The following is a 21,915-nucleotide window of genomic DNA, read 5'->3' as shown; positions in this document are numbered from 1 at the left end:
TAGGCACGTGAATGGCCGGGCACCGCTCAGGTACCCGGCCATCGTTCTCGTATCAGCCCTTGCTGCCCTTCAGCGAAACCATCCATGCCTCGACCTCGTCCGACCGCCGAGGCAGCGCAGCGGAGAGGTTACGGTTGCCGTCCTCGGTGACCAGGATGTCGTCCTCGATGCGGACACCGATGCCCCGGTACTCCTCCGGCACGGTCAGGTCGTCGGCCTGGAAGTACAGGCCCGGCTCGACCGTCAGCACCATGCCGGGCTCCAGCGTGCCGTCCACGTACGTCTCCACGCGCGCGGCGGCGCAGTCGTGGACGTCCATGCCGAGCATGTGACCGGTGCCGTGCAGCGTCCAGCGGCGCTGCAGGCCCAGCTCCAGGACGCGCTCCACCGGGCCCTCGACCAGACCCCACTCGACGAGCCGCTCGGCGAGCACCCGCTGCGCGGCGTCGTGGAAGTCCCGGTACTTCCCGCCCGGCTGCACGGCCGCGATGCCGGCCTCCTGGGCGTCGTACACGGCGTCGTAGATCTTCTTCTGGATGTCGCTGTAACGGCCGTTGATCGGCAGCGTGCGCGTGACGTCCGCGGTGTACAGCGTGTGCGTCTCCACCCCCGCGTCCAGCAGCAGCAGGTCGCCGGAGCGGACCGGGCCGTCGTTGCGCACCCAGTGCAGGGTGCAGGCGTGCGGGCCGGCCGCGCAGATGGAGCCGTAGCCGATGTCGTTGCCCTCCACACGCGCGCGGAGGAAGAACGTGCCCTCGATGTAGCGCTCGCTGGTCGCCTCGGCCTTGTCGAGGACCTTCACCACGTCCTCGAAGCCGCGCACGGTGGAGTCGACGGCCTTCTGCAGCTCGCCGATCTCGAAGTCGTCCTTGATCAGCCGGGCCTCGGAGAGGAAGACGCGCAGTTCGTCGTCGCGCTCGGCGGTGACCTTGTCGGTGAGGGCGGCCTCGATGCCGGCGTCGTGGCCGCGCACCACGCGGACCGGGCCGGTCGCCTCGCGCAGCTTGTCGGCGAGGTCGCGCACATCGGCGGCCGGGATGCCGTACAGCGCCTCGGACTCGGTGAGCGAGTGGCGGCGGCCGACCCACAGTTCGCCCTGGCCGGACAGCCAGAACTCGCCGTTCTCCCGGTCGGAGCGCGGCAGGAGGTAGATCGTCTCCTTGTGGCCGTCCGCTGTGGGCTCCAGGACCAGCACGCCGTCCTCGGTCTGGTTGCCGGTGAGGTAGGTGTACTCGACCGACGACCGGAAGGGGTACTCCGTGTCGTTCGAGCGGGTCTTCAGGTTGCCCGCCGGGATCACCAGACGCTCGCCCGGGAAGCGGGCGGACAGCGCGGCGCGGCGGCGCGCGGTCTGCCCGGCCTGCTCGACGGGCCGCAGGTCGCGCAGCTCGGTGTCGGCCCAGCCGGACTTCATGTTCTCGGCGAGCTCGTCGGACACCCCCGGGTACAGGCCGTTCTTGCGCTGCTTGATGGGCTCTTCGGACTCGGTTTCCGCCGTTTCCGGGGTCTCCGGGGTCTGCGGGGTGAGCTCGTCCGCCACGGTCATCCTCCTCGACACTGCGCTCGATCCCGTCCATCGTACGGTCGTACCGGACAGGGCCACAGAGCCGAACGCTCATGACCGGGTGAGCTGCCCTCCTGACTCACCGATCAGTCGAACCGCGCCGCCAGCAGCACCACGTCCTCCTCGCTGTCCGCCGTGTCCAGCCCATCCGGCAGCACCGTGCGCAGCACATGGTCGGCGAGGGCACCGGGGTCCTGCCGCATCGCCCGCGGCGCGCTCGCGGCGGCCGAGTGCAGCCGGGCGAAGGCGCGGTCCATGGGGTCGCCGGTGCGGTGCAGCAGTCCGTCGGTGTACAGCAGGACGGTGTCCCCGGCCTCCGCCTGGATCTCGGCGCTCGGTGCCTCCCAGCAGGCGAGCATCCCCAGGGGAGCGGATACGGAGGTCTCCGCGAACTCCGTGCGCCGCTCGCCGATCAGCAGCGGCGGACTGTGCCCGGCGCCGGCCAGGGTGACCTTGCGCAGCGCGGGCTCGCAGTAGGCGAACAGGGCGGTGGCCGAACGGGCCGGCTCGGTCAGGCGCAGCAGCAGCTCCAGGTCGGACAGGACGGCGACCGGGTCCTCACCCTCCATCACCGCGTACGCCCGCAGGCTGGCCCGCAGCCTCCCCATGGCGGCGACCGCGCTGGGCCCGGAGCCGGTCACCGAGCCGACCGCGAGGCCGAGGGCGGCGTCGGGCAGCGGCAGCGCGTCGTACCAGTCGCCGCCGCCGCGCGGGCCGGTGCGGTGCCGGGCGGCGAGCTGGACACCGGCGACCCGCGGCAGCCGGGAGGGAAGCAGTTCCTCGGCGATGGTCGCCATGCACGCGCGCGTGCGCTCCACTTCCAGCAGCCGGGCCAGGTGCTCGGTGGCGTAGCGGACGTACAGGCCGGCCAGATGGCGGCGGCGCTCGTCCGGCTCGGCGGGCTCGTCGTAGAGCCAGCCGACGGCGCCGAGGCGGCCGGCGGTCTCGGTGGCAAGGGGGAGGGCGTAGCTGGCGGCGTAGCCGAGGCGGGCGGCCACCTCGCGGTGCCGCGGGTCGAGGCCGTCCTCGGCGAACAGGTCGGGGTGGACGCTCTCGCCGCGCCCGGCGGGCGGTCCGGCGGGGTCGAGGAGTTCCCCGTAGGGCAGGGCGCCGCGCGGCACGGTCTCGATGTGGCCGAGGTCGGCCCGGCCCAGGCCCAGGCCGACGGTCGTGCGGGGGCCGAGTCCGTCACCGGGCTCCAGGGCGACGAGACCGCGCCGGGCGCCGACGAGAGCGGCGCCGGCGCGCAGCAGTTCCGTCAGCGCCGCATCGAGGGTGCCGGTGCGGGCCAGGCGTTCGGTGAGTTCGTGGAGGGTGGTGAGGTCCGAGACCCAGCCGGCGAGCCGGTCCTGGAGCACGGTGCCGGGGGCGGGGGCGGGCGTGGTGTGCGGGGAGTTCGCCTGGTGGGCGGTGGGGACCAGCGGGGTGCCGGGTGCGGCGGGTGCGGGTGCGGGTGCGGCAGTGTGGGCGGGCGTGGGAAGCGTTGAGTCGATTCCGGCCACTTTCGGGGGGTGAGGGGCGCTCATGGTGCCCGGCCTTCGGACCTGTGCGTATTGCTCAAAAGCATCGCAAACCCCCATGTCTTTCTGCGCCGCTAGCAGTGCCTCCACATGTACACGCACTCGTGAGGGGATGTCCAGCATTGTCCTGCCGGGATTCCTGGTGTCCGTGGGCCACTTGTGGGTATCTGTATGAGGTCTTGCATAACGGCTAAGTTGGCTTGAAACTGCCTCAGGTAACGGTTCATTGCGGTCGACTGGGCTTGCTCCACGGAGCGTCACAGCGGTCGTGATGGGTACGTACTCGGAGAAGGCCAGGGGTGGTTGGGAACTACCCGGAACCTGGCGACGGACCCGGGCGTCTTAGCCACCGACGACCGTGCCCCATCCTCCCGTGGCGGAGGCGAAGAGAAATACGCGCGACGGCAAAACGCCAGACTTCGCCACCCCCGCGCCGCGGCCGTGTTTTTGATGGACGCAGTATGGACGCGGACGCGGCCAACGCTCGACCCCCTGGGGTTCCCCTTGCTCTGCGCAGGGGTGTGATGCGCCAACAGGTACGCACAGTGAAGTGATCGACACATGACGTGTATGTGGTCCACGGTGTTGCCAGCGGTGCAACGGAAAGGAACGAGCGCTCATGCGCGAGATCCTCGGAAGGCGACGCAGGCTCCTGTCCGGGCGTGACGACGGGAGGCCCGAGCAGATCAACGCGGCCCTGACCTTCGCGACCAAATGGCGGTGGCCCGTACTCCCGGGCGTGGCCCCGGACCCGCGGGGGCGGTCCCGCTGCACCTGCCCCGACCCGGAGTGCACGGTGCCCGGCGCGCACCCCTTCGACCCGGGCCTGCTCGCGGCCACCACCGACGAGCGCATGGTGCGCTGGTGGTGGGCCAACCGGCCGGGCGCGCCCATCGTCCTCGCGACCGGCGGCACGGCGCCCTGCGCGGTCAGCCTGCCGGCCGCCGCGGCGGCCCGCGCCCTCGACGCCCTCGACCGGGCCGGCATGCGCCTGGGCCCGGTGATCGCCTCGCCCACCCGCTGGTCGCTGCTGGTCAAGCCCTACTCCATGGAGCAGTTGGGCGAGCTGCTGTACGCCAAGGACTTCGTCCCCGGCTCCCTGCGCTTCCACGGCGAGGGCGGGTACCTCGCCCTGCCCCCCTCCGAGACCGGCCAGGGCGCCATCCGCTGGGAGCGCGCCCCGCTGCCCGGCTCGGCCGTGCCGTGGGTGCCCGACGTGGAGGCCGTGGTGGACGCCGTGGTCGACGCCCTCACTCGTACGGGTGTGAGCGCGCCCGAGTTGTAAGGGTGTCGGGCGCGCGCGAGGTCTGTGGCGCGTCCTGGGACTTATCTTCCCTGTTCATGAACGTTCGTCTGCTCGCCCTCGCGGGCGTCGTGGCGTGCGCGGTCGCGCTGCCGCTGACCGTGGCGTCCGCCGGGCAGGTGGGCGAGGCGCGGCGCGCGGCCGTACGTACGTCCGAGCGCGCCGACGCCACGGCTTCGGGCGCCGACGCCGCGGCTCCGGGTGCCGACGCCACGGTTCCGGGTGCCGACGCCAAGGACCCCTCCACCGCGCCCACCCCCGTCCGGTCCCCGCTGCTGCTCGGTCTGGGCCTGGCCACCGCCGCCCGCTGCGGCCCCGAACTCACCTCGCCCGACGGTGTCGAGGCCCAGACCTGTGTCATGGCGCAGGGCGCGGAAACCTGGGCACGCACCTACTACCGCAATGCCACCGGCGAGGCGCTCGACGCCGTCCTGAGTTTCATGGGGCCCGGCGGGCACACGGTGCAGATGCGCTGCGCCGTGGGCGCCGACGACGAGCCCGGCACGTGTGAGACACCCAGGGAGCGCAGTCGGGGCGGACCGGACGGCTACACGGCCGTCACGGAGTTCGCGGCGCGCGGCGCCGACGGGCCGCTGCTGCTGCGATCCGGCAGCAACTCCGAAGTCCCCACGGGGAGTTGACGGACGACAGCGTTCCGTACACCGGAGGCGGACATGGAAAGACCCGGTTGCTGGCGACGGGGGATGCACCAGCAACCGGGCTACTGGAACGGTAACAAGAGATCGCCGGTTCGCAAATTCGATCTCGGCTATTCGGACACGGATTTGCCTGTCACATCGGGGAGTTGTGACAGGAGTCACCCGGCCGGAGGGCCTGACCGCGACTGACCGGCCGGTCAGTCGCGGCCCGTGCGTCGGCTGTGCTTCAGCTGAGCGTGACCTGCCGGTTGGTGAGCCCGCCGCGCGCCCGGCGCTCGTCCGGGGTGAGCGGAGCGTCCGAGGCCAGGGCGGCGGCGAGGCGCTCGGTGAACTCGGCGGCTGGCTTCTCCACATCCTCCGCGCCGACCCCGCTCGGCAGGTCCCAGACCGGCACGGTGAGCCCGTGAGCGCGGAAGGAACCCACCAGCCGGGTGCCCTCCCCGAGGCTCGACCGGCCCGCCGCGTGCAGCCGGGCAAGAGCGTCCAGAAGCTGCTCCTCGGGGTGCGGCATGACCCAGCGCAGGTGGTTCTTCTCCGGCGTCTCGCACCAGTACGCGGCGTCCACGCCGGTCAGCTTCACCGTCGGGATGGCGGCGGCGTTGGCACGCTCCAGGGAGGCGGTCACGTCGGGCGTGGCGTTCTCCGGGTCCGGCACCCAGAACTCGAAGCCGCTGTGCACCACGGGCTCGAACGCGCCCTCGGGGCCGATCAGATCCTGCAGCCGCGGACCGTCGGCCGGGGCGCGGCGGCCCTGCACCGGTGTGCCCGGTTCGGCGGTGAGGGCCCGCTGGAGGGTGTCGGCGAGGTCGCGGCTGATGTCGCCGGACGACGTGTCGTTCTGGAGGCCGATCAGGACCGAGCCGTCGTCGCGGCGCAGGGCCGGCCAGGCCATCGGCAGCACCGTGGCGAGCACGACCGACGGGACGCCCTCGGGCAGGCCGTCCTTCAGGGACAGCTCGACCGTGGCGGCGGGCACCAGCTCACGCAGCGCCACCCAGTCGCACTCGCCCGGCAGCCCCTCGAAGGGCCGCTGGACCAGCTCGGTCACGGCGTGCGCGGCGGCCCGGCCGTGGCAGGCCTTGTACCGGCGGCCACTGCCGCAGGGGCAGGGCTCGCGGGCGCCGACGACCGGAACCTGTCCATCAGCGCCTGCGGCGCGGGCCCCGTCGGTGAGCTGCGGCCGCTTGGCCTTCGTCTGGGGTCGCTTCTTGGCCATCGTGGGTGTCTCCCGGTTACGGCTCGTCTCGTACGGGCGCGAGCCTAGTCGCTCACGCGGCGGCCGACGGGGAGCTGTGGACAACGTGAACTCGTGGTCCACGACAGCCCCGGAGCGGCGTGAGCATGGCGTGGCACCAGTAGCCCGGCGATCGGCAGCCTGTGTCCGCCTGAGACGGTGAGGCTTGGCCCGGGCGCGCGGCAGCCCCTTCGCGGGCCGGGGGTGGTTGGTCGGGCCTGCCGGGGGGGTGTCGGCGGTCGGCGGGTTCGGCCGCAGGGTGGCACCGGTCGTCCGGCGATCGGCAGCCTTGGATCAGGGCCGGATGGCGAAGTCGCAGGTGACCGGGTTGCGGCGTGGCCCGTGTCCGCCTCGGGCGGTCGGGCTTGGCCCGGGGTCGTCGGCCGTCGGCATGTTCGGTCTCCGCGGGTTCGGCCCCGGCGTGTTCAGTCGAGGTCGTCGAACACGTCCGTGAAGTCCAGTTCGACGGCCATCGCCGAGACCGGGGGCGCGGTGACGCGCGTGGCGAAGTCGTCGCGACGGTGCGTGGCGTCCGGATCGTGTACGTCCTCGTGGACCACCGCCCACACCGTGACCTCGCCCCGGGCGTCGTCCCGGACGCCCCAGTCGTCGGCCAGCGCGGTGATGATGTTCAGCCCGCGGCCGCCGTGCGCGGTCACCGAGGGGGTGGCCGGAGCCGGGCGGGTCGGGCCGCCGCCGTCCGTGACCTCCACGGTGAGGCGGCCCCGCGGGTCCACCTGCCACGCGGCCCGCACGTCACCGTCACCGACGGCCGCATCACCCAGAGGGCGACCGTGCTTGCAGGCATTGCTCAACAGCTCGGAAAGGATCAGTACGGCATCGTCGATGACCGATTCCGACACTCCACCCCCGCGCAACTGTGCGCGCATACGGTGTCTGGCTTCCCCCACGCCCGCAGGGCCATGGGGTACGGCCATGCTCGACGACGTGGGCACCTCCTGTGCCACCACCAACGCCACCCCCGAGACCTCCTTCGCCCCACGCCACGGTGTGGATGCCCCCTTGGCCTGTACCGGAAACCGGCCAATCCACTTCCGGTGACGCATTCACCGCAGTCGAATACAGATCGAACGCGCCGGAGCACTCCCTGTGAGGGAGTGGCTGGATTTCGTTGATATGGCCGAAAGGGGAGGATGCTTCAAGCGGGTGCCCGGGTCAAGATCTGCGGCCGAGCCGGTTCAGTACCGCGCGCGGGCGGTTGGTGATGATGGCGTCGATGCCCAGCTCGACACAGAGGTCGACGTCCTCGGGCTCGTTCACCGTCCACACGTGCACCTGGTGACCGGCCCGCTTCAACCGCTCGATGTACGCCGGATGGTTGCGCACGATCCGGATCGAGGGGCCCGCGATCCGGACACCGGCGGGCAGCCGCCCGTCGCGCAGCCGGGGCGAGACGAACTGCATCAGGTACACCGTCGGCAGCGTCGGCGACGCCGCCCGCACCCGGTGCAGCGAACGCGCCGAGAAGCTCATGACGCGCACCTGCGACTCGGCGGCCGCGGCGGCAGGGGCGTCCAGGCCGAACCGCTTCAGGAGCAGCAGCAGCCGCTCCTCGACCTGCCCGGCCCAGCGTGTGGGGTGCTTGGTCTCGATGGCCAGCTCCACCCGGCGCCCGGCGTCGGCGACCAGCTCCAGCAGCCGTTCCAGAGTCAGTACGGAGGTGTGCTCGCGGTCCTCGGGGCGGTGCTCCCAGTCGGGCTCCTCGTCGCGTACGCGCCAGCTCTCGCGGGTCTTCCAGGAGCCGAAGTCCAGCGCGGCCAGATCGGCCAGCTCCAGGGCCGACACCGCCCCGCGTCCGTTGGACGTACGGTTGACGCGTCGGTCGTGGACGCAGACCAGGTGGCCGTCCGCGGTCAGCCGGACGTCGCACTCGAGGGCGTCCGCGCCGTCCTCGATCGCCTTCCGGTACGCGGCGAGGGTGTGCTCCGGGGCGTCCTCGGAGGCCCCCCGGTGGGCGACGACCTGGATGTGGTGCTGTCGTGCATGGGTGGTCACCGCGTCATGGTGCCACCGCGAAGGGGTACGCACGTATCTGAGAACCCCCTTAGATGTTCCGGGGATGCGGCTACTCCATCCCTAATGTCGGATATAAGGAATAGCCGCGGACCCACAGTCACCGCTTATGGTGCTCTGACGGCCCGTGGGAAAAGCTGAGGCATACAAAAGCACATGCACAGCTGCAGCGCGCCGGGTCTACGACGAGCGTGAACGAGCGTGACCGAGTGCGACCGAGAAGAACAGCCGTGGATCGAGGAGAAGACCTGTGAGCACCGAGAACGAGGGCACCGCAGTACCCCCTGCCCCGTCCGCACCTCCAGTGCCGGTGGCGACTCCCGGTGCTTCCCCGCAGGCAGCCGCGCCCGACGGTGCCGCCCCGACCGCTCCGCTCCCGCCGGTGCCCCAGGGCGCACCCGGCGCGCCGGAGCAGGGCGCGGCCCAGGTGCCCCAGGGCTTCGCCCAGGAGGGGCACGCCTCCGGGCCCGCGCCCGACGGTTCCTGGCCGCCCCCGCCCCCCGCGACGCCCTCGTACGCCGACGGGAGCGCCGGCGCCGGCTACGGCGGTGCGGGCTACGGCGGTGACGGCGGGGGCGGCGGCTGGGGCTCCTCGTACCAGCAGCAGCCCGCGCCGAAGTCCGGCCGCGGGCGCGGCGGGCTGGTCGCGGCGGTCCTGGTGGCCGCGCTGGTCGCGGGCGGCCTGGGCGGCGGCCTCGGCTACACCCTGGCCAAGAACAACGACGACACCGGCTCCACCACCGTCTCCGCCTCCAGCAGCGCCGCGCAGGTCAAGCGCGCGCCCGGCACGATCGCGAACGTGGCCGCCAAGGCGCTGCCCAGCACGGTCACCATCGAGGCGGAGAGCACCAGCGGCGAGGGCGGTACCGGCACCGGGTTCGTCTTCGACAAGCAGGGCCACATCGTCACCAACAACCACGTGGTGGCGGACGCGGTGGACGGCGGCAAGCTCACCGCCACCTTCCCGAACGGCAAGAAGTACGACGCCGAGGTCGTGGGCCACGCCCAGGGCTACGACGTGGCGGTCATCAAGCTCAAGAACGCCCCCTCCGACCTCAACCCGCTCGCCCTCGGCGACTCCGACAAGGTGGCCGTCGGCGACGAGACCATCGCGATCGGCGCCCCCTTCGGGCTGTCGAACACGGTCACCACGGGCATCATCAGCGCCAAGAACCGCCCGGTGGCCTCCAGCGACGGCAGCTCCACCAGCAAGGCCTCCTACATGAGCGCCCTCCAGACCGACGCCTCCATCAACCCCGGCAACTCCGGCGGCCCCCTGCTGGACAGCTCCGGCGCGGTCATCGGCATCAACTCCGCGATCCAGTCCAGCAGCAGCGGCGGCCTGGGCGGCTCCGGCCAGTCCGGCTCCATCGGCCTGGGCTTCGCCATCCCGATCAACCAGGCCAAGTACGTCGCCCAGCAGCTGATCAAGACCGGCAAGCCCGTCTACGCCAAGATCGGCGCGTCCGTCTCCCTGGAGGAGAGCACCGACGGCGCGAAGATCACCGACCAGGGTACGGGCGGCGCCTCCGCCGTCGAGGCCGGCGGCCCCGCGGACAAGGCCGGCCTCAAGCCCGGCGACGTCATCACCAAGCTCGACGACCACGTGATCGACTCCGGCCCGACCCTGATCGGCGAGATCTGGACCCACAAGCCGGGCGACAAGGTGACCGTCACCTACAAGCGCGACGGCAAGGAACACACGGTCGATCTCACCCTGGGCTCCCGCGCCGGCGACAGCTGACCCCCACGCCCACCTGCCAACCCGTTACTCTTGTCCCCGCGCCGCCGATCTCGCGCGGCGCGGGGAGGCGTGCCCGAGCGGCCGAAGGGAACGGTCTTGAAAACCGTCGTGGCAGCGATGTCACCGTGGGTTCAAATCCCACCGCCTCCGCGCGATGAGCAGTGAGAACGGCCCCTGACCTGGACGTCTGGTCAGGGGCCGTTCTTGTGCCCGGTAACCGGGGGGGGGGACTACTCAGGACGCCGGTCGCGCGCCACGCGTACGCCACGGTGACAAGTGCGGTGCATCTGAGTAGCCGTGTTCATGTGCAGTACGTGCCACGACAGCATGCTGAGTGACATGTCATTAGCAGAATGTCACTAAAGCTCGTAGTCCTGGGCCGACTTCTCCCACGGGACCGAACGCAGCCCCGCGTCCGCCCTGTCCCCCGACGGTGCCTGCGGGCTCTGCTGGAACCAGACGACGGTGAGGGCGGAGCGGTACAGCACCGGGTCGTGGTCCGGGGCCATGGCTGTGGAGCGGAACGTGCCGACGCAGGCCACGGGCGGGAGTATCTCGACGGGGCCGAAGGGGCCCGACTCCCCGTCACGGCGTTCACGGGGCGGTGGGACGAGGTGGACCGGGATGGTGGGGGACGCGGCTTCCGCCGCCCGCAGCAGGCCCCGGATCTTCATCTCGTTGACGCGTTCGCACGGATAACCCTCCAGGAACCTGCCGTACGTCGAGGACAGCTGGAGCTCCATGAGCTCGATCGAGCGGCCGGAGGTGAGGACGACGTGGGTGAGGGCCATGGGCCACACCCTAGGGAAGCCTGGTCGGCGCGGGCTCGTGGTTTTACGGGCGGTGGCCGGTCATGCGGGACGCCGAGGCGATCGTCGCGCGGGCCTCGTGTTCGGGCAGGCCTGTGTGGACGGCCGCGTCGACCAGCGGAGCGGTGAGGGCGGGGCCGATGCCGTTCTCGTAGGCGCGGCAGGCGGCCCAGAAGAGGCGGGTGTTGCGCTGGCCCTCGTGGGCGGCGAGGACGAACTGGATCAGACCCTGGCCGTGGTGTCCGGTGGACGGCGGGGTGGGGTGCGGGGCGCGCGGGGGCGGCAGGAGCAGGCGGAGCAGGGCCGGTGGGCAGGCGGCGGGGGCGATGTGGGCCGTGCCGGGAGCGGTGGAGTAGACGCCGTGGTCGGTGCGTGAGCCGGGGCCGACGAGGTAGCCGCCGGCGCCGCGGATGTCGATGCCGGGGGCCAGCCGTCCGGCCGAATTGGGGACGACGACGTCGGGCGGGCCGGTCAGCCAGAGGTGGCGGCCGCCGCTGGGGGTGAGGACGACGACCGTCACGGGGATCGTGAACAGGTGGCGCAGCGCCAGTTCGCGCAGGGCGGCCGAGGCGTCCGTGCCCGTTTTGGTGTCGAGGTCGACGCCGATCAGGTGGTGCGGGGGCAGGCCGCAGGCGATGCCGTAGCCGATGGCCCAGGGGGCGGCGGCGAACAGTTCGCGGATGCGTGCCGGGTCCCTGGAGGCGTCGTACACGCCGTGGCCGAAGTGGCCGCACTCGCCGTGGCAGGCGGGGGCGGTGGGGTCGTCGCGGTGGGGGGAGCGCAGGGCCGGGAGTTTGGTCCGGGACAAGGGGATGACGGCCAGGCCGCGTTCGGCGGCTGACAGGGCGTGTGCGAGGGCCAGCGTCGTGGCCTGCCGGTCGGTGGTGGCCATACTCCATGGTCGTACGTGTGTTCGAAAAAGGGAAGAGGGGTGAGGTGCGACGCGCCACGCGGCTCGCTCTGCGGGAGTGATCGGCCGGATGTGCGCCGGATGTGCGCCGGAACGATTCGCCGCCTGTGGCGTCTGGACCTCGCCTTGTCCCGTACTGTCCCGACCGGCTCCTTTGACTGGTTAAAGGTGGCGAAAAGGGTTTATCGACTTGTCCTCACGCTTACGTGCGAATGGGGCTTCCAGGGTGGTTCGCCGGGGATTCGGTGGGCAACTCTGGATGCGCGACGTCGTGCAATGCACAACCGTCGGGGCGGTCGGCCAACTGCCTTGGCAACAGCCGTACTTCATGCACGTACTTCATGCACCTGTTCTGGAGGAACATCATGGCAAGCATCCGTACCGCCCGCGTTCTCGCCGCCGTCTCCGCCCTCCCCCTCGCGGCCGCCCTCTTCGCCGGCGTCGCCTCCGCGGACAACGGGGTCGGCCTCGACAACTACGGCAACTCGTCGACCACGGGGCAGAACGCGGTCGGTTTCGGCGCCTCGAACAAGAGCAATACCGCCCAGGTCAATGGCTCCGCGCTCAACCAGATCCAGCAGGGGGACGGGAACGTCGCCATCCGCTTCACCCGTCTGTGGTGATCCGCTAGGGGGGCATGGGGGGGCTCAAGGCCCTTGTGGGGTGCGCTCAGTGGGGATGTGTCGCGTCTGCGCGGCGGTGCTTCGGTGCCGCCGCGCAGACGTTTCCGGATGCCTGGAGACGACCTTGACACCCGGCCGAATCTGACGGACAGTCAGAAACCATGCATCTCGCCCCCACCGAGCGCCAGCAGCGGCTGCGCGCGGAACTGCGCGCCTACTTCCGGGACTTGCTGACCGGCGACACCGATCCGCACGAGCGCCGCACGCTGCTGCGTCGCATAGGCGCCGACGGCTGGCTGGGCCTCGGCTGGCCGGTCGAGTACGGCGGCCGGGGCCGGGGCGCGGACGAGCAGTTCGTGTTCTTCGACGAGGCGTACCGGGCGGGCGCCCCCGTCTCCATGGTCACGCTGAACACGGTCGGGCCCACGCTGATGAAGTACGGCAGCGAGGAGCAGAAGGCCTACTTCCTGCCCCGGATCCTGCGCGGCGAGCTCGTCTTCGCGATCGGCTACAGCGAGCCGTCCGCCGGGACCGATCTGGCCTCGCTGCGGACCCGGGCGGTGCGGGACGGCGACGGCTGGCTGATCGACGGGCAGAAGGTCTTCACCTCGGGCGCCCAGCACGCGGACTGGATCTGGCTGGCCTGCCGCACCGACCCGGAGGCCCCCAAGCACCGGGGGATCTCCCTCCTCCTCGTGCCCACGGACGCGCCCGGGTTCTCCTGGACGCCGATCGAGACGGTGGGCGGCCAGACGACGACGGCCACCTACTACGACGGGGTCCGGGTTCCGGCGGGCAGCCTGGTCGGCGCCGAGAACGACGGCTGGTCGCTGATCACGAACCAGCTCAACCACGAGCGGGTCGCCCTCGCCGCGATCGGCATGCAGGCCGAGGAGTTCCTCGCGGCGGCGCTGATCGCCGCCCGTATCCCCGATCCGGTGACGGGGCGGCGCCGCATTGACGAGCCGTGGGTGAATTTTCAGCTGGCCGAGGCACATGCCCGGCTGGCGGCATCGCGCCTGCTCAGCTGGCGTTTGGTGGCGGATGTGGGGGCCGGTCGACTGGCCCCCGGCGAGGCGAGCGGGGTGAAGTTCGCGGGAACGGAATCGGCAGTCGCGACGTATCGCATGTGTCAGCACATCGTGGGCGATACAGGACTCGTCCGCTCCGGTTCCCCGGGAGAGTTCGGGGCCGGAGAGCTGGAGCGGCTGAACAGGGCGGCACAGATCAACACGTTCGGGGGCGGGGTGAGCGAGGTGCAGCGGGAGATCGTCGCGACGATGCGGCTCGGGATGACGAGGGGGCGGCGGTGACCGCGCCGGCCGGGGAGCCGGACGCCGGGCCGGCGGCGCGGCCCGAGGCGGACGAGACACGGCTCAAGGCGTACGAGGTGCGGCTCAAGGCGTACGAAGGGCGGGCGGCCGCCGTGTCCGGCGTCGGCAAGGATCCGGTCAACCAGCCGATGATCCGGCACTGGTGCGAGGCGATGGGCGACACCAGCCCGGCGTACACCGGCCCGGAAGCCGTCGCCCCGCCCACCATGCTCCAGGCCTGGATCATGGGTGGCCTCTCCGGCCACGAGGGACGCACGGACGCGTACGACGAACTGCTCGGCCTGCTGGACGAGGCGGGCTGCACCTCGGTGGTGGCCACCGACTGCGAGCAGGAGTATCTGCGGCCCCTGCGGCCGGGGGACGAGGTCACGTTCGACACGGTGATCGAGTCGGTGTCGGAGCGCAAGACGACGAAGCTCGGCTCGGGGCACTTCGTCACGACCCGCACGGACGTGCGCGTGGCCGGCGACCTCGCGGGCACGCACCGCTTCCGCATCCTCAAGTACGCCCCGGCCCGGCGGAAGGCCCCCGGGGAGCCCCGGCCCCGCCGCCCCCGCCCGGTGGTCAACCGCGACAACGCCGGCTTCTGGGAGGGCGTCGCCGAGCACCGGCTGCTCATCCAGCGCTGCACGGGCTGCGGCACCCTGCGCCACCCCTGGCTGCCGGGCTGCAACGCCTGCGGCTGCCTGGACTGGGACACGGTGGAGGCCGGTGGCGAGGGAACGGTCTACTCCTACGTCGTGATGCACCACCCGCCCTTCCCGGCGTTCACGGAACCCGATCATGCCGCTGACGCGGCGGGTCCCTACGCGGTCGGCCTCGTCGAACTCGCGGAAGGTGTGCGGATGGTGAGCAACGTGGTCGGGGTGACCCACGACAAGGTGCGCATCGGGCTGCCGGTCCGGGTCGAGTTCCGGCGATACGAGGACGAGGGGGCCGGTGGGGACGACGGGGGCGCGCAGGTCCTGCCGGTGTTCCGGGTCCTGGAGAGCGAGGCCTGACATGGACTTCACGCCCACCGAGGCGCAGGCCGGGGCCCGAGAGCTGGCCGCTCGGATCTTCGGTGACCTGGCCACGCACGAGCGGCTGGCGGCCACCGGAACCGGCAGCGACCCCGAGCTGTGGAAGGCCCTGTGCGGCGCGGGACTCATTGGCGCCGTGGAGGAACTGGGCCTGCTCGGACTGGTGCTGCTCCTGGAGGAACAGGGACGCACCACGGCCCAGGTGCCGTACGCCGCCACTTGCGCGTACGGGCTGCTGGCGGTCGCCGCCCACGGCACCCCGGAGCAGCGGGAGCGGCTGCTGCCGGGCATCCGGGACGGATCGGCGGTGGTGAGCGGGGCGCTTCCGGCGCAGAGAGGTGTACGGGTCTCCGCGCGAGGCGGGGCGACCGGCCGGGCGGAGCTGACCGGAACGGTCCCCGTCGTCCCCTGGCTCCGGGAGGCCACGCACCTCCTCCTCGCCGACGGCGACCTCCGGCTGTGGCTGGTCCCGCTCGCGGAGGGCACCGACGTCACACCGGTCGAGCTGACCGCGCCCTGGTCGGCCGGGCGGCTCACGCTCGACGGGGCGCCTGCCGAGCGGCTCGGCGGGGCTGAGGCCTGCGCGGACGTCCTGGCCACCGCGCGTACCGCGTTCGCCGGACTCCAGGCGGGCGTGTGCGCGGGCTCCCTCGCCCGGGCCGTGGCGCATGTGAACACCCGCGAGCAGTTCGGCCGGCCGCTCGCCACCCGGCAGGCCGTGCAGCTGAAGGCCGCCGACGCGCACATGGACACCGAGGCGATACGGGTGACCGCGTACGAGGCGGCCTGGCGGCGGGACGCCGGACTGCCGTACGCCACGCACGCGTTGACCGCCGCCTGGTGGGCGTCCGAGGCGGGACAGCGGGTCGTGCACACGGGCCAGCATCTGCACGGCGGCGCGGGAGCCGACCTCGGCCACCCGGTCCACCGGCACTTCCTGTGGGGGCGGCAACTGGACGCTTATCTGGGATGCGGCGGCGAATTGCTGCAGGAACTGGGGGAGTTGATCGCGAGTGGGGAGTGAGGCGGGGAGCGAGATGGTGAGTGGGACGGTGAGTGGGACATGGCGGAGGTGAAGGCCGGCGCGCAGCTGCCCCCGCTGGAGATCCCGATCACGCGCACGCTGATCGTGGCGGGTGCGATCGCGTCGCGGGACTACCAGGACGTGCACCACGATCCCGAGCTGGCGCGGCGCAGGGGTTCCCCGGACGTCTTCATGAACATCCTGACGACCAACGGCCTGGTCGGCCGGTACATCACGGACCACTTCGGCCCCACCGCCGTGCTCCGCAAGGTGTCCATCCGGCTGGGGGCACCCAACTACCCCGGCGACACGATGGTGCTGTCGGGCACGGTCGAGGAGGTGGCCGGCACCACCGCCACGGTCCGAGTCGTCGGGGAGAACGGCATCGGACGCCATGTGACCGGCACGGTGACGGTCATCGTCCCGGCGGAGCGTGCGGCATGAGCGGGCGGACGCGGGACGCCCTCGGGGGGCGGGCGGCCGTCGTCGGCATCGGGGCGACGGAGTTCTCCAAGGACTCGGGGCGCAGCGAGCTCAGGCTGGCGGTGGAGGCGGTGCGGGCCGCGCTGGACGACGCGGGGCTGACGCCGGGCGATGTGGACGGGATGGTGACGTTCACGATGGACACCAGCCCGGAGATCACCGTGGCCCAGGCCTGCGGGATGGGTGAGTTGTCCTTCTTCTCCCGTGTCCACTACGGCGGCGGGGCGGCCTGTGCGACCGTCCAGCAGGCGGCGCTCGCCGTCGCCGCCGGTGTGGCCGAGGTGGTGGTCTGCTACCGGGCCTTCAACGAGCGGTCGGGGCGCCGCTTCGGTTCGGGGGTGCGGCACCGGGAGCCGTCGGCGGAGGGTGTGGCGCTCGGCTGGGGGCTGCCCTTCGGGCTGCTCACCCCGGCTTCCTGGGTGGCGATGGCGGCACAGCGCTACCTGCACACCTACGGGCTGGCACCCGAGGTCTTCGGGCAGGTGGCCGTCGTCGACCGCGGGTACGCGGCGACCAACCCGGCGGCGTACTTCCACGGCCGCCCGATCACGCTCGCCGACCATGCCGCCTCGCGCTGGATCGTGGAGCCGCTGAGACTGCTGGACTGCTGTCAGGAGACGGACGGCGGGCAGGCGCTGGTGGTGACGTCCGTGGAGCGGGCCCGCGACCTGCCGCACCCGCCCGCCGTGATCGCGGCGGCCGCCCAGGGCGCGGGCCGGGCGCAGGAGCAGATGACCAGCTTCTACCGCGACGACCTGACCGGCCTGCCCGAGATGGGTGTGGTGGCCCGCCAGTTGTGGCGGACCTCGCGGCTGGGCCCGGCCGACATCGACGTGGGGATCCTCTACGACCACTTCACGCCCTTCGTGCTGATGCAGCTCGAGGAGTTCGGGTTCTGCGGCAGAGGGGAGGCGGCGGACTTCGTGGCCGCGCGGGGGCTGCCGCTGAACACGCACGGCGGCCAGCTGGGGGAGGCGTATCTGCACGGGATGAACGGGGTGGCGGAGGGTGTGCGCCAGCTGCGGGGCACGGCGGTCAACCGAATACCGGGGGCGGCCCGGGTCCTGGTGACGGCGGGCACGGGGGTGCCGACGTCGGGGCTGGTCCTCGCGGCGGACGGATGAGCCCGCCCGGGTAAACCCGTAGTACGCGGGGGGTGTCCGTCCACCTTCAGGAGGTGGAGCCCGCCCCACCCCTACAACCTGAGGCGGACCTCGCTTCGGGACCTGGGGCCGATCCGCGGGAACAGGGGTCGCTCATAGCGTGGAGCCATGACCACACCCGTCTGCACCAGCGCGTCGGCCGTCGCTGCACCAGCGAGGCAGACCCGGCCGTACCCGTCGTTCGCGTCGTACGTCAGGGCCCGCCAGCCGGTGCTGCTGCGCACCGCCCGGTCGCTGACCGCGAACCCGAGCGACGCCGAGGACCTGCTGCAGACCGCGCTGACGAAGACGTATGTGGCGTGGGAGCGGATCGAGGACCACCGCGCGCTGGACGGCTATGTCCGCCGGGCCCTGCTGAACACGCGTACGTCCCAGTGGCGCAAGCGCAAGGTCGACGAGTTCGTGTGCGACGAGCTGCCGGAGCCGGAGCCGGTGCCCGGCGACGACGACCCGGCCGAGCGGCAGGCGCTGCACGACGCGATGTGGCGGGCGATCGGCAAGCTGCCCGCACGGCAGCGGGCGATGGTCGTCCTCAGGTACTACGAGGACCTGAGCGAGGCGCAGACGGCCGAGGTGCTCGGGGTGTCCGTCGGCACGGTGAAGTCGGCGGTGTCGCGGGCACTCGGCAAACTGCGCGAGGATCCCGAGCTCGGCCTGGTGAGATAGGCCCGCGAAGCCCGCGAGTTTTCCTTCCCCTAGTGACATACCGCACGGTATGTGCGCAGAATCAGCGGCAGCCCATACCGCCGCGCAGGCAATGTCGCCTTGGGAGGACGCCGTGCTGAGCACGATGCAGGACGTACCGCTGCTGATCTCGAGGATCCTGACCCACGGGTCGACGATCCACGGTGCGTCGCAGGTGACCACCTGGACGGGTGAGGGTGAGCCGCACCGCCGCAGCTTCGCCGGGATCGGTGCCCGCGCCGCCCAGCTGGCGCACGCCCTCCGCAAGGACCTCGGGGTACGGGACGACGACCGGGTCGCGACCCTGATGTGGAACAACGCGGAACACACCGAGGCCTACTTCGCGATCCCCTCCATGGGTGCCGTGCTGCACACGCTCAACCTGCGCCTGCCCGCCGAGCAGCTGGCCTGGATCGTGAACCACGCCGCCGACCGGGTCGTGATCGCCAACGGTTCTCTGCTGCCGCTGATCGCCCCGCTGCTGCCGCACCTCAAGACCGTCGAGCACTTCGTGGTCACGGGACCCGGGGACCGTACGCTGCTGGCGGACGCCGGCGTCCCCGTGCACGAGTACGAGGAGCTGATCGCCGGGAAGCCGACCACGTACGACTGGCCGGAGCTGGACGAACGCCAGGCCGCCGCCATGTGCTACACCTCCGGCACCACCGGCGACCCCAAGGGCGTGGTGTACAGCCACCGCTCCATCTACCTGCACTCCATGCAGGTCAACATGACCCAGTCGATGGGCCTGACCGACCAGGACACCTCCCTCGTCGTGGTCCCCCAGTTCCACGTCAACGCCTGGGGCCTGCCGCACGCCACCTTCATGACCGGCGTCAACATGCTGATGCCGGACCGCTTCCTGCAGCCCGCCCCGCTGGCGGAGATGATCGAGAGCGAGAAGCCGACGCACGCCGCCGCCGTCCCCACCATCTGGCAGGGCCTGCTCGCCGAGCTGACCGCCAACCCCCGGGACGTCTCCTCCCTCACCCAGGTCACCATCGGCGGAGCCGCCTGTCCGCCCTCCCTCATGGCGGCCTTCGACAAGCTCGGCATGCGGGTCTGCCACGCCTGGGGCATGACGGAGACCTCCCCGCTGGGCACGGTCGCCCGCCCGCCGGCCCACGCGATCGGCACCGAGGAGGAGCTCGCCTACCGCCTCACCCAGGGCCGCTTCCCGGCCGGCGTCGAGGGCCGCCTCACCGGCCCCGGCGGCGAGCGCCTCCCCTGGGACGGCGAGTCCGCCGGCGAGCTGGAGGTGCGCGGCCCGTGGATCGCCGGCGCCTACTACAACGGCCCCGACGCCGAACCCCTGCGCCCCGCCGACAAGTTCAGCGAGGACGGCTGGCTGAAGACGGGAGACGTGGGGACGATCTCACCCGACGGCTTCCTCACCCTCACCGACCGCGCCAAGGACGTCATCAAGTCCGGCGGCGAGTGGATCTCATCCGTCGACCTGGAGAACGCCCTGATGTCCCACCCGGACGTCGCCGAGGCCGCCGTCGTCGCCGTCCCCGACGACAAGTGGGGCGAGCGTCCGCTGGCCACCGTCGTCCTCAGGGAGGGCGCCACCGCCGACTTCGAGACCCTGCGCGTCTTCCTCGCCGAGGAGGGCAAGATCGCCAAGTGGCAGCTCCCGGAGCGCTGGACGGTCATCGAGTCGGTGCCGAAGACGAGCGTGGGCAAGTTCGATAAGAAGGTGCTGCGCAGGCAATACGCGGGGGGCGAGCTGGACGTCACCCAGCTCTGACCCCGCGACCGCGCACACGCCGGTGCCGGGGTGCGAGAACACCCCGGCACCCGGGCACCCGGCACCCCGGTCCCTGCGTACGCCCGCCCCTCCGCTCAGGAGGGCAGCCGTCACCGTCGTACGGCCGTCGTCAGCCACCCGAGCGTCAGCCAGAGCGCGGCCACCGCGCAGACGCCGTCCCATCCCCACTGGCCGTAGGCGACACCCGCGAGGACCGAGGCGAGCGCGCCGCCCGTGAAACCGGCCACGACGTAAGCGGTGTTGGCGGTCGCGGGGGCGGAGGTGGTGGTCAGGGCGAGGGTCTGGTTGGCGACGTGCGAGGCGACCAGGGCCGCGTGGACGGCGACCGCGGCCACGAACAGCGCGACGAGCACCTGCCCGCCGAGCCAGAACAGCGGCACGGAGACGGCGGCGAGGACGTAGGCCGACCATACGACCTTCGCGGCGCCGAAGCGGTCCACGAGCCCGCCCGCGAGCGGGGCCACCGCGCTGGCCGTGAGGCCGAAGAGGCCGAACAGACCGGCGGTCGCGGTCGACAGGCCGTACGCCGGGCCGGTCAGCAGCAGGGCGAGCGAGGTCCACAGGGCGCTCCAGGCGCCGAACATCCCGGCCTGCCTGACGCACGCCCGCCACAAGTCGGGCGAGCTGCGGACGAGCTCGGGCAGGGCGGTCAGGCCGGCGAACAGCGGACCGGTACGGCGGCGCCGCTCCCTCGGCAGGGCGAGGGCGGTGGCGAGTCCCAGTACGAGGGTCAGCGCGCCCGCACCGGCGAACACCCACCGCCAGCCGAACGCCTGCCCGGCCAGGCCGCCGACGACCCGGGCCGCGACGATGCCGGTGAACAGACCCGCGATGACGGCGGCTACATGACGGGCGCGGCGGTGGGCGGGGGCGCGCTCGGCGACCAGCGGGACGAGCAGTTGCGGGACGACGGTCGCGGCGGACGCCACGAACACGGCGACCGCGAGAGCGGCGGTGCCGGAGGCCGCCGCGCCGAGCACCAGCGCGGCCGTCGCGGCCACCGACAGGAGGGCGACCAGCCGGCGCCGGTCGACGCGGTCGCCGAGCGGGGCGAAGAAGAGCAGCCCGGCCGCGTAGCCGAGCTGCGCGACCGAGGCGATCCAGGTCACGGCCGGGGGGACCGTGCCGAAGTCGTGGGCGATGAGGGGGAGCAGCGGGGCCGCGAGATAGATGTTGGCGGCCGTGACGGCGGTGCAGACGGCGATGAGTACGAGGAGGAGGCGGCCGGAGCCGGCCTGCTCGCGGGCGGGGACCCGGATCTCCTGTGCCTCTTGGGTGGTGGTCGCTGACGGCATGACCGGATGTACTCCTTGGTGGGCTTGGAGCCGACTCTCACAACTAACTGGTTGGTTGGAAGTGGGAACAGCGTGCCCCGCCGCCGAATTCCCTGTCAACCAAATAGTTGGTTGCTTCGGGCGCTACCCTGACCCCATGGCAGCAGTGAGGAACCCCGAGGCCACCAAGGCGCGGATCTTCCAGGCGGCGGTCGCCGAGTTCGCCCGGCACGGCATCGCCGGGGCCCGCATCGACCGCATCGCGTCCGAGGCCAAGGCCAACAAACAGCTGATCTACGCCTACTTCGGCAACAAGGCGGAGCTGTTCTCACAGGTCCTCGGCATCTGCATGGTCGACCTCGCCGCCGCCGTCCCCATCGACGCGGACGATATCGAGGGCTGGGTCGACCGCCTCCTCGACTACCACGCGGCCCACCCCGAGCTGCTGCGCCTGCTCTTCTGGGAGGGCATCGAGTACGGCACCGCCGAGCTGCCCGACGAGGCCGCCCGCCAGGAGCACTACGCCCGCAAGGTCGCCACGCTCGAGGACGGCCAGGCCCGGGGCGTCGTCACCGACGCCATCCCGGCCGGCGATCTGCTGATCCTGCTGACCGCGCTCACCAACTGGATGGCCGTCGTCCCGCAGATGCGCCGCATCCTCGCGGGCCCCGAGGACAGCGACCGCGAGCGCCTGCGGGCCTCCATCAAGGAGGCGGCCCGCAGGCTGGTGGCCCGCTAGGGCCGGACAGGTCCTGGGCCA

20 protein-coding genes and 1 tRNA gene are annotated in these 21,915 nt (G+C 72.0%); 13 read left to right on the top strand and 8 right to left on the bottom strand.

All coding sequences use genetic code 11. The features are described 5' to 3' along the window. Window positions 1-52 precede the first annotated feature (52 nt). Window positions 53-1,546, bottom strand: coding sequence for an aminopeptidase P family protein (locus ACH45E_RS08575; RefSeq protein WP_361441848.1), 1,494 nt, complete (start codon window positions 1,544-1,546; stop codon window positions 53-55). Between the two features lie 104 nt (window positions 1,547-1,650). After that, window positions 1,651-3,207, bottom strand: coding sequence for a PP2C family protein-serine/threonine phosphatase (locus ACH45E_RS08570; RefSeq protein ID WP_361441846.1), 1,557 nt, complete (start codon window positions 3,205-3,207; stop codon window positions 1,651-1,653). A 496-nt stretch (window positions 3,208-3,703) separates the two neighbouring features. Between ACH45E_RS08570 and ACH45E_RS08565 the strand changes: the two genes are divergently transcribed. Together ACH45E_RS08565 and ACH45E_RS08560 are read left to right on the top strand one after the other, a co-directional pair. Beyond that, entirely contained in the window at window positions 3,704-4,369 is a 666-nt protein-coding gene (locus ACH45E_RS08565) for a bifunctional DNA primase/polymerase (RefSeq protein ID WP_361441843.1), read from the top strand. A gap of 56 nt (window positions 4,370-4,425) precedes the next feature. Next, on the top strand, window positions 4,426-5,028 hold the full coding sequence (locus tag ACH45E_RS08560; protein ID WP_361441840.1) for a hypothetical protein: 603 nt from the start codon (window positions 4,426-4,428) through the stop codon (window positions 5,026-5,028). A gap of 244 nt (window positions 5,029-5,272) precedes the next feature. On the opposite strand, the gene ACH45E_RS08555 is transcribed toward ACH45E_RS08560, so the two are convergent. The 3 genes from ACH45E_RS08555 to ACH45E_RS08545 form a co-directional block, all read right to left on the bottom strand. Next, window positions 5,273-6,262, bottom strand: coding sequence for a DUF5926 family protein (locus ACH45E_RS08555; RefSeq protein WP_361441837.1), 990 nt, complete (start codon window positions 6,260-6,262; stop codon window positions 5,273-5,275). A gap of 443 nt (window positions 6,263-6,705) precedes the next feature. After that, window positions 6,706-7,347 carry an ATP-binding protein gene (locus tag ACH45E_RS08550; RefSeq protein WP_361441834.1) on the bottom strand — a complete coding sequence of 214 codons (642 nt, stop codon included), beginning with the start codon at window positions 7,345-7,347 and terminating at the stop codon, window positions 6,706-6,708. Window positions 7,348-7,456: 109 nt separating this feature from the next. After that, window positions 7,457-8,296: a glycerophosphodiester phosphodiesterase gene (locus ACH45E_RS08545; RefSeq protein ID WP_361441831.1), complete on the bottom strand. Its 840-nt coding sequence runs from the start codon at window positions 8,294-8,296 to the stop codon at window positions 7,457-7,459. A gap of 268 nt (window positions 8,297-8,564) precedes the next feature. Here ACH45E_RS08545 and ACH45E_RS08540 point away from each other — a divergent pair, with 268 nt between their 5' ends. Both ACH45E_RS08540 and ACH45E_RS08535 read left to right on the top strand, forming a co-directional pair. Continuing rightward, entirely contained in the window at window positions 8,565-10,058 is a 1,494-nt protein-coding gene (locus ACH45E_RS08540; protein WP_361441828.1) for a trypsin-like peptidase domain-containing protein, read from the top strand. Between the two features lie 63 nt (window positions 10,059-10,121). Further along, window positions 10,122-10,208, top strand: a tRNA-Ser gene (locus ACH45E_RS08535). A 209-nt stretch (window positions 10,209-10,417) separates the two neighbouring features. Here the strand turns inward: ACH45E_RS08535 and ACH45E_RS08530 are convergent. Then, window positions 10,418-10,849, bottom strand: a complete 432-nt coding sequence (locus ACH45E_RS08530) for a hypothetical protein (protein WP_361441825.1) — start codon at window positions 10,847-10,849, stop codon at window positions 10,418-10,420. Between the two features lie 43 nt (window positions 10,850-10,892). Further along, a complete protein-coding gene (locus tag ACH45E_RS08525; protein WP_361441822.1) occupies window positions 10,893-11,759 on the bottom strand; it encodes a bifunctional DNA primase/polymerase in 867 nt (288 codons plus the stop codon). Between the two features lie 383 nt (window positions 11,760-12,142). Here ACH45E_RS08525 and ACH45E_RS08520 point away from each other — a divergent pair, with 383 nt between their 5' ends. The 8 genes from ACH45E_RS08520 to ACH45E_RS08485 all read left to right on the top strand — a co-directional run bounded on the left by ACH45E_RS08520 (window position 12,143) and on the right by ACH45E_RS08485 (window position 19,860). Continuing rightward, window positions 12,143-12,400, top strand: coding sequence for a hypothetical protein (locus ACH45E_RS08520; protein ID WP_361441820.1), 258 nt, complete (start codon window positions 12,143-12,145; stop codon window positions 12,398-12,400). 161 nt (window positions 12,401-12,561) lie between these two features. Beyond that, window positions 12,562-13,713 carry an acyl-CoA dehydrogenase family protein gene (locus ACH45E_RS08515; protein ID WP_361441817.1) on the top strand — a complete coding sequence of 384 codons (1,152 nt, stop codon included), beginning with the start codon at window positions 12,562-12,564 and terminating at the stop codon, window positions 13,711-13,713. Window positions 13,714-13,790: 77 nt separating this feature from the next. Then, complete coding sequence (locus ACH45E_RS08510) at window positions 13,791-14,735, top strand: OB-fold domain-containing protein (protein WP_361442596.1); 945 nt, start codon at window positions 13,791-13,793, stop codon at window positions 14,733-14,735. Between the two features lies 1 nt (window position 14,736). After that, entirely contained in the window at window positions 14,737-15,780 is a 1,044-nt protein-coding gene (locus ACH45E_RS08505) for an acyl-CoA dehydrogenase family protein (protein ID WP_361441814.1), read from the top strand. Between the two features lie 39 nt (window positions 15,781-15,819). Continuing rightward, a complete protein-coding gene (locus ACH45E_RS08500) occupies window positions 15,820-16,224 on the top strand; it encodes a MaoC family dehydratase (RefSeq protein ID WP_361441811.1) in 405 nt (134 codons plus the stop codon). Next, the gene (locus tag ACH45E_RS08495) at window positions 16,221-17,387 is read left to right on the top strand and encodes a lipid-transfer protein (protein WP_361441808.1); all 1,167 of its coding nucleotides are present in this window, start codon (window positions 16,221-16,223) and stop codon (window positions 17,385-17,387) included. Before ACH45E_RS08500 ends, ACH45E_RS08495 begins: the two co-directional genes overlap by 4 nt. A 147-nt stretch (window positions 17,388-17,534) precedes the next feature. Next, window positions 17,535-18,092, top strand: coding sequence for a SigE family RNA polymerase sigma factor (locus ACH45E_RS08490; RefSeq protein WP_361441805.1), 558 nt, complete (start codon window positions 17,535-17,537; stop codon window positions 18,090-18,092). A gap of 91 nt (window positions 18,093-18,183) precedes the next feature. Further along, window positions 18,184-19,860, top strand: coding sequence for a long-chain fatty acid--CoA ligase (locus tag ACH45E_RS08485; RefSeq protein ID WP_361441802.1), 1,677 nt, complete (start codon window positions 18,184-18,186; stop codon window positions 19,858-19,860). 110 nt (window positions 19,861-19,970) lie between these two features. Here the strand turns inward: ACH45E_RS08485 and ACH45E_RS08480 are convergent, their stop codons facing one another. Beyond that, a complete protein-coding gene (locus ACH45E_RS08480) occupies window positions 19,971-21,176 on the bottom strand; it encodes an MFS transporter (protein WP_361441799.1) in 1,206 nt (401 codons plus the stop codon). A gap of 136 nt (window positions 21,177-21,312) precedes the next feature. Between ACH45E_RS08480 and ACH45E_RS08475 the strand changes: the two genes are divergently transcribed. Further along, window positions 21,313-21,894: a TetR family transcriptional regulator gene (locus ACH45E_RS08475; RefSeq protein WP_361441796.1), complete on the top strand. Its 582-nt coding sequence runs from the start codon at window positions 21,313-21,315 to the stop codon at window positions 21,892-21,894. Window positions 21,895-21,915 lie beyond the last annotated feature (21 nt).

Source organism: Streptomyces sp. NPDC020299 (assembly GCF_044387825.1).
GTDB lineage: Bacteria > Actinomycetota > Actinomycetes > Streptomycetales > Streptomycetaceae > Streptomyces.
Note: the sequence above shows the minus strand (reverse complement) of the source record. Positions and strands in the feature narration are given on the sequence as shown.

Coding starts and splice junctions, on each gene's coding strand:
- ACH45E_RS08480 (WP_361441799.1), bottom strand. CDS start 21,176: ATGCCGTCAGCGACCACCACCCAAGAGGCACAGGAGATCCGGGTCCCC.
- ACH45E_RS08560 (WP_361441840.1), top strand. CDS start 4,426: ATGAACGTTCGTCTGCTCGCCCTCGCGGGCGTCGTGGCGTGCGCGGTC.
- ACH45E_RS08485 (WP_361441802.1), top strand. CDS start 18,184: ATGTCGCCTTGGGAGGACGCCGTGCTGAGCACGATGCAGGACGTACCG.
- ACH45E_RS08530 (WP_361441825.1), bottom strand. CDS start 10,849: ATGGCCCTCACCCACGTCGTCCTCACCTCCGGCCGCTCGATCGAGCTC.
- ACH45E_RS08500 (WP_361441811.1), top strand. CDS start 15,820: ATGGCGGAGGTGAAGGCCGGCGCGCAGCTGCCCCCGCTGGAGATCCCG.
- ACH45E_RS08490 (WP_361441805.1), top strand. CDS start 17,535: ATGACCACACCCGTCTGCACCAGCGCGTCGGCCGTCGCTGCACCAGCG.
- ACH45E_RS08555 (WP_361441837.1), bottom strand. CDS start 6,262: ATGGCCAAGAAGCGACCCCAGACGAAGGCCAAGCGGCCGCAGCTCACC.
- ACH45E_RS08520 (WP_361441820.1), top strand. CDS start 12,143: ATGGCAAGCATCCGTACCGCCCGCGTTCTCGCCGCCGTCTCCGCCCTC.
- ACH45E_RS08550 (WP_361441834.1), bottom strand. CDS start 7,347: ATGCGTCACCGGAAGTGGATTGGCCGGTTTCCGGTACAGGCCAAGGGG.
- ACH45E_RS08495 (WP_361441808.1), top strand. CDS start 16,221: ATGAGCGGGCGGACGCGGGACGCCCTCGGGGGGCGGGCGGCCGTCGTC.
- ACH45E_RS08575 (WP_361441848.1), bottom strand. CDS start 1,546: ATGACCGTGGCGGACGAGCTCACCCCGCAGACCCCGGAGACCCCGGAA.
- ACH45E_RS08475 (WP_361441796.1), top strand. CDS start 21,313: ATGGCAGCAGTGAGGAACCCCGAGGCCACCAAGGCGCGGATCTTCCAG.
- ACH45E_RS08525 (WP_361441822.1), bottom strand. CDS start 11,759: ATGGCCACCACCGACCGGCAGGCCACGACGCTGGCCCTCGCACACGCC.
- ACH45E_RS08565 (WP_361441843.1), top strand. CDS start 3,704: ATGCGCGAGATCCTCGGAAGGCGACGCAGGCTCCTGTCCGGGCGTGAC.
- ACH45E_RS08570 (WP_361441846.1), bottom strand. CDS start 3,207: ATGCTGGACATCCCCTCACGAGTGCGTGTACATGTGGAGGCACTGCTA.
- ACH45E_RS08505 (WP_361441814.1), top strand. CDS start 14,737: ATGGACTTCACGCCCACCGAGGCGCAGGCCGGGGCCCGAGAGCTGGCC.
- ACH45E_RS08515 (WP_361441817.1), top strand. CDS start 12,562: ATGCATCTCGCCCCCACCGAGCGCCAGCAGCGGCTGCGCGCGGAACTG.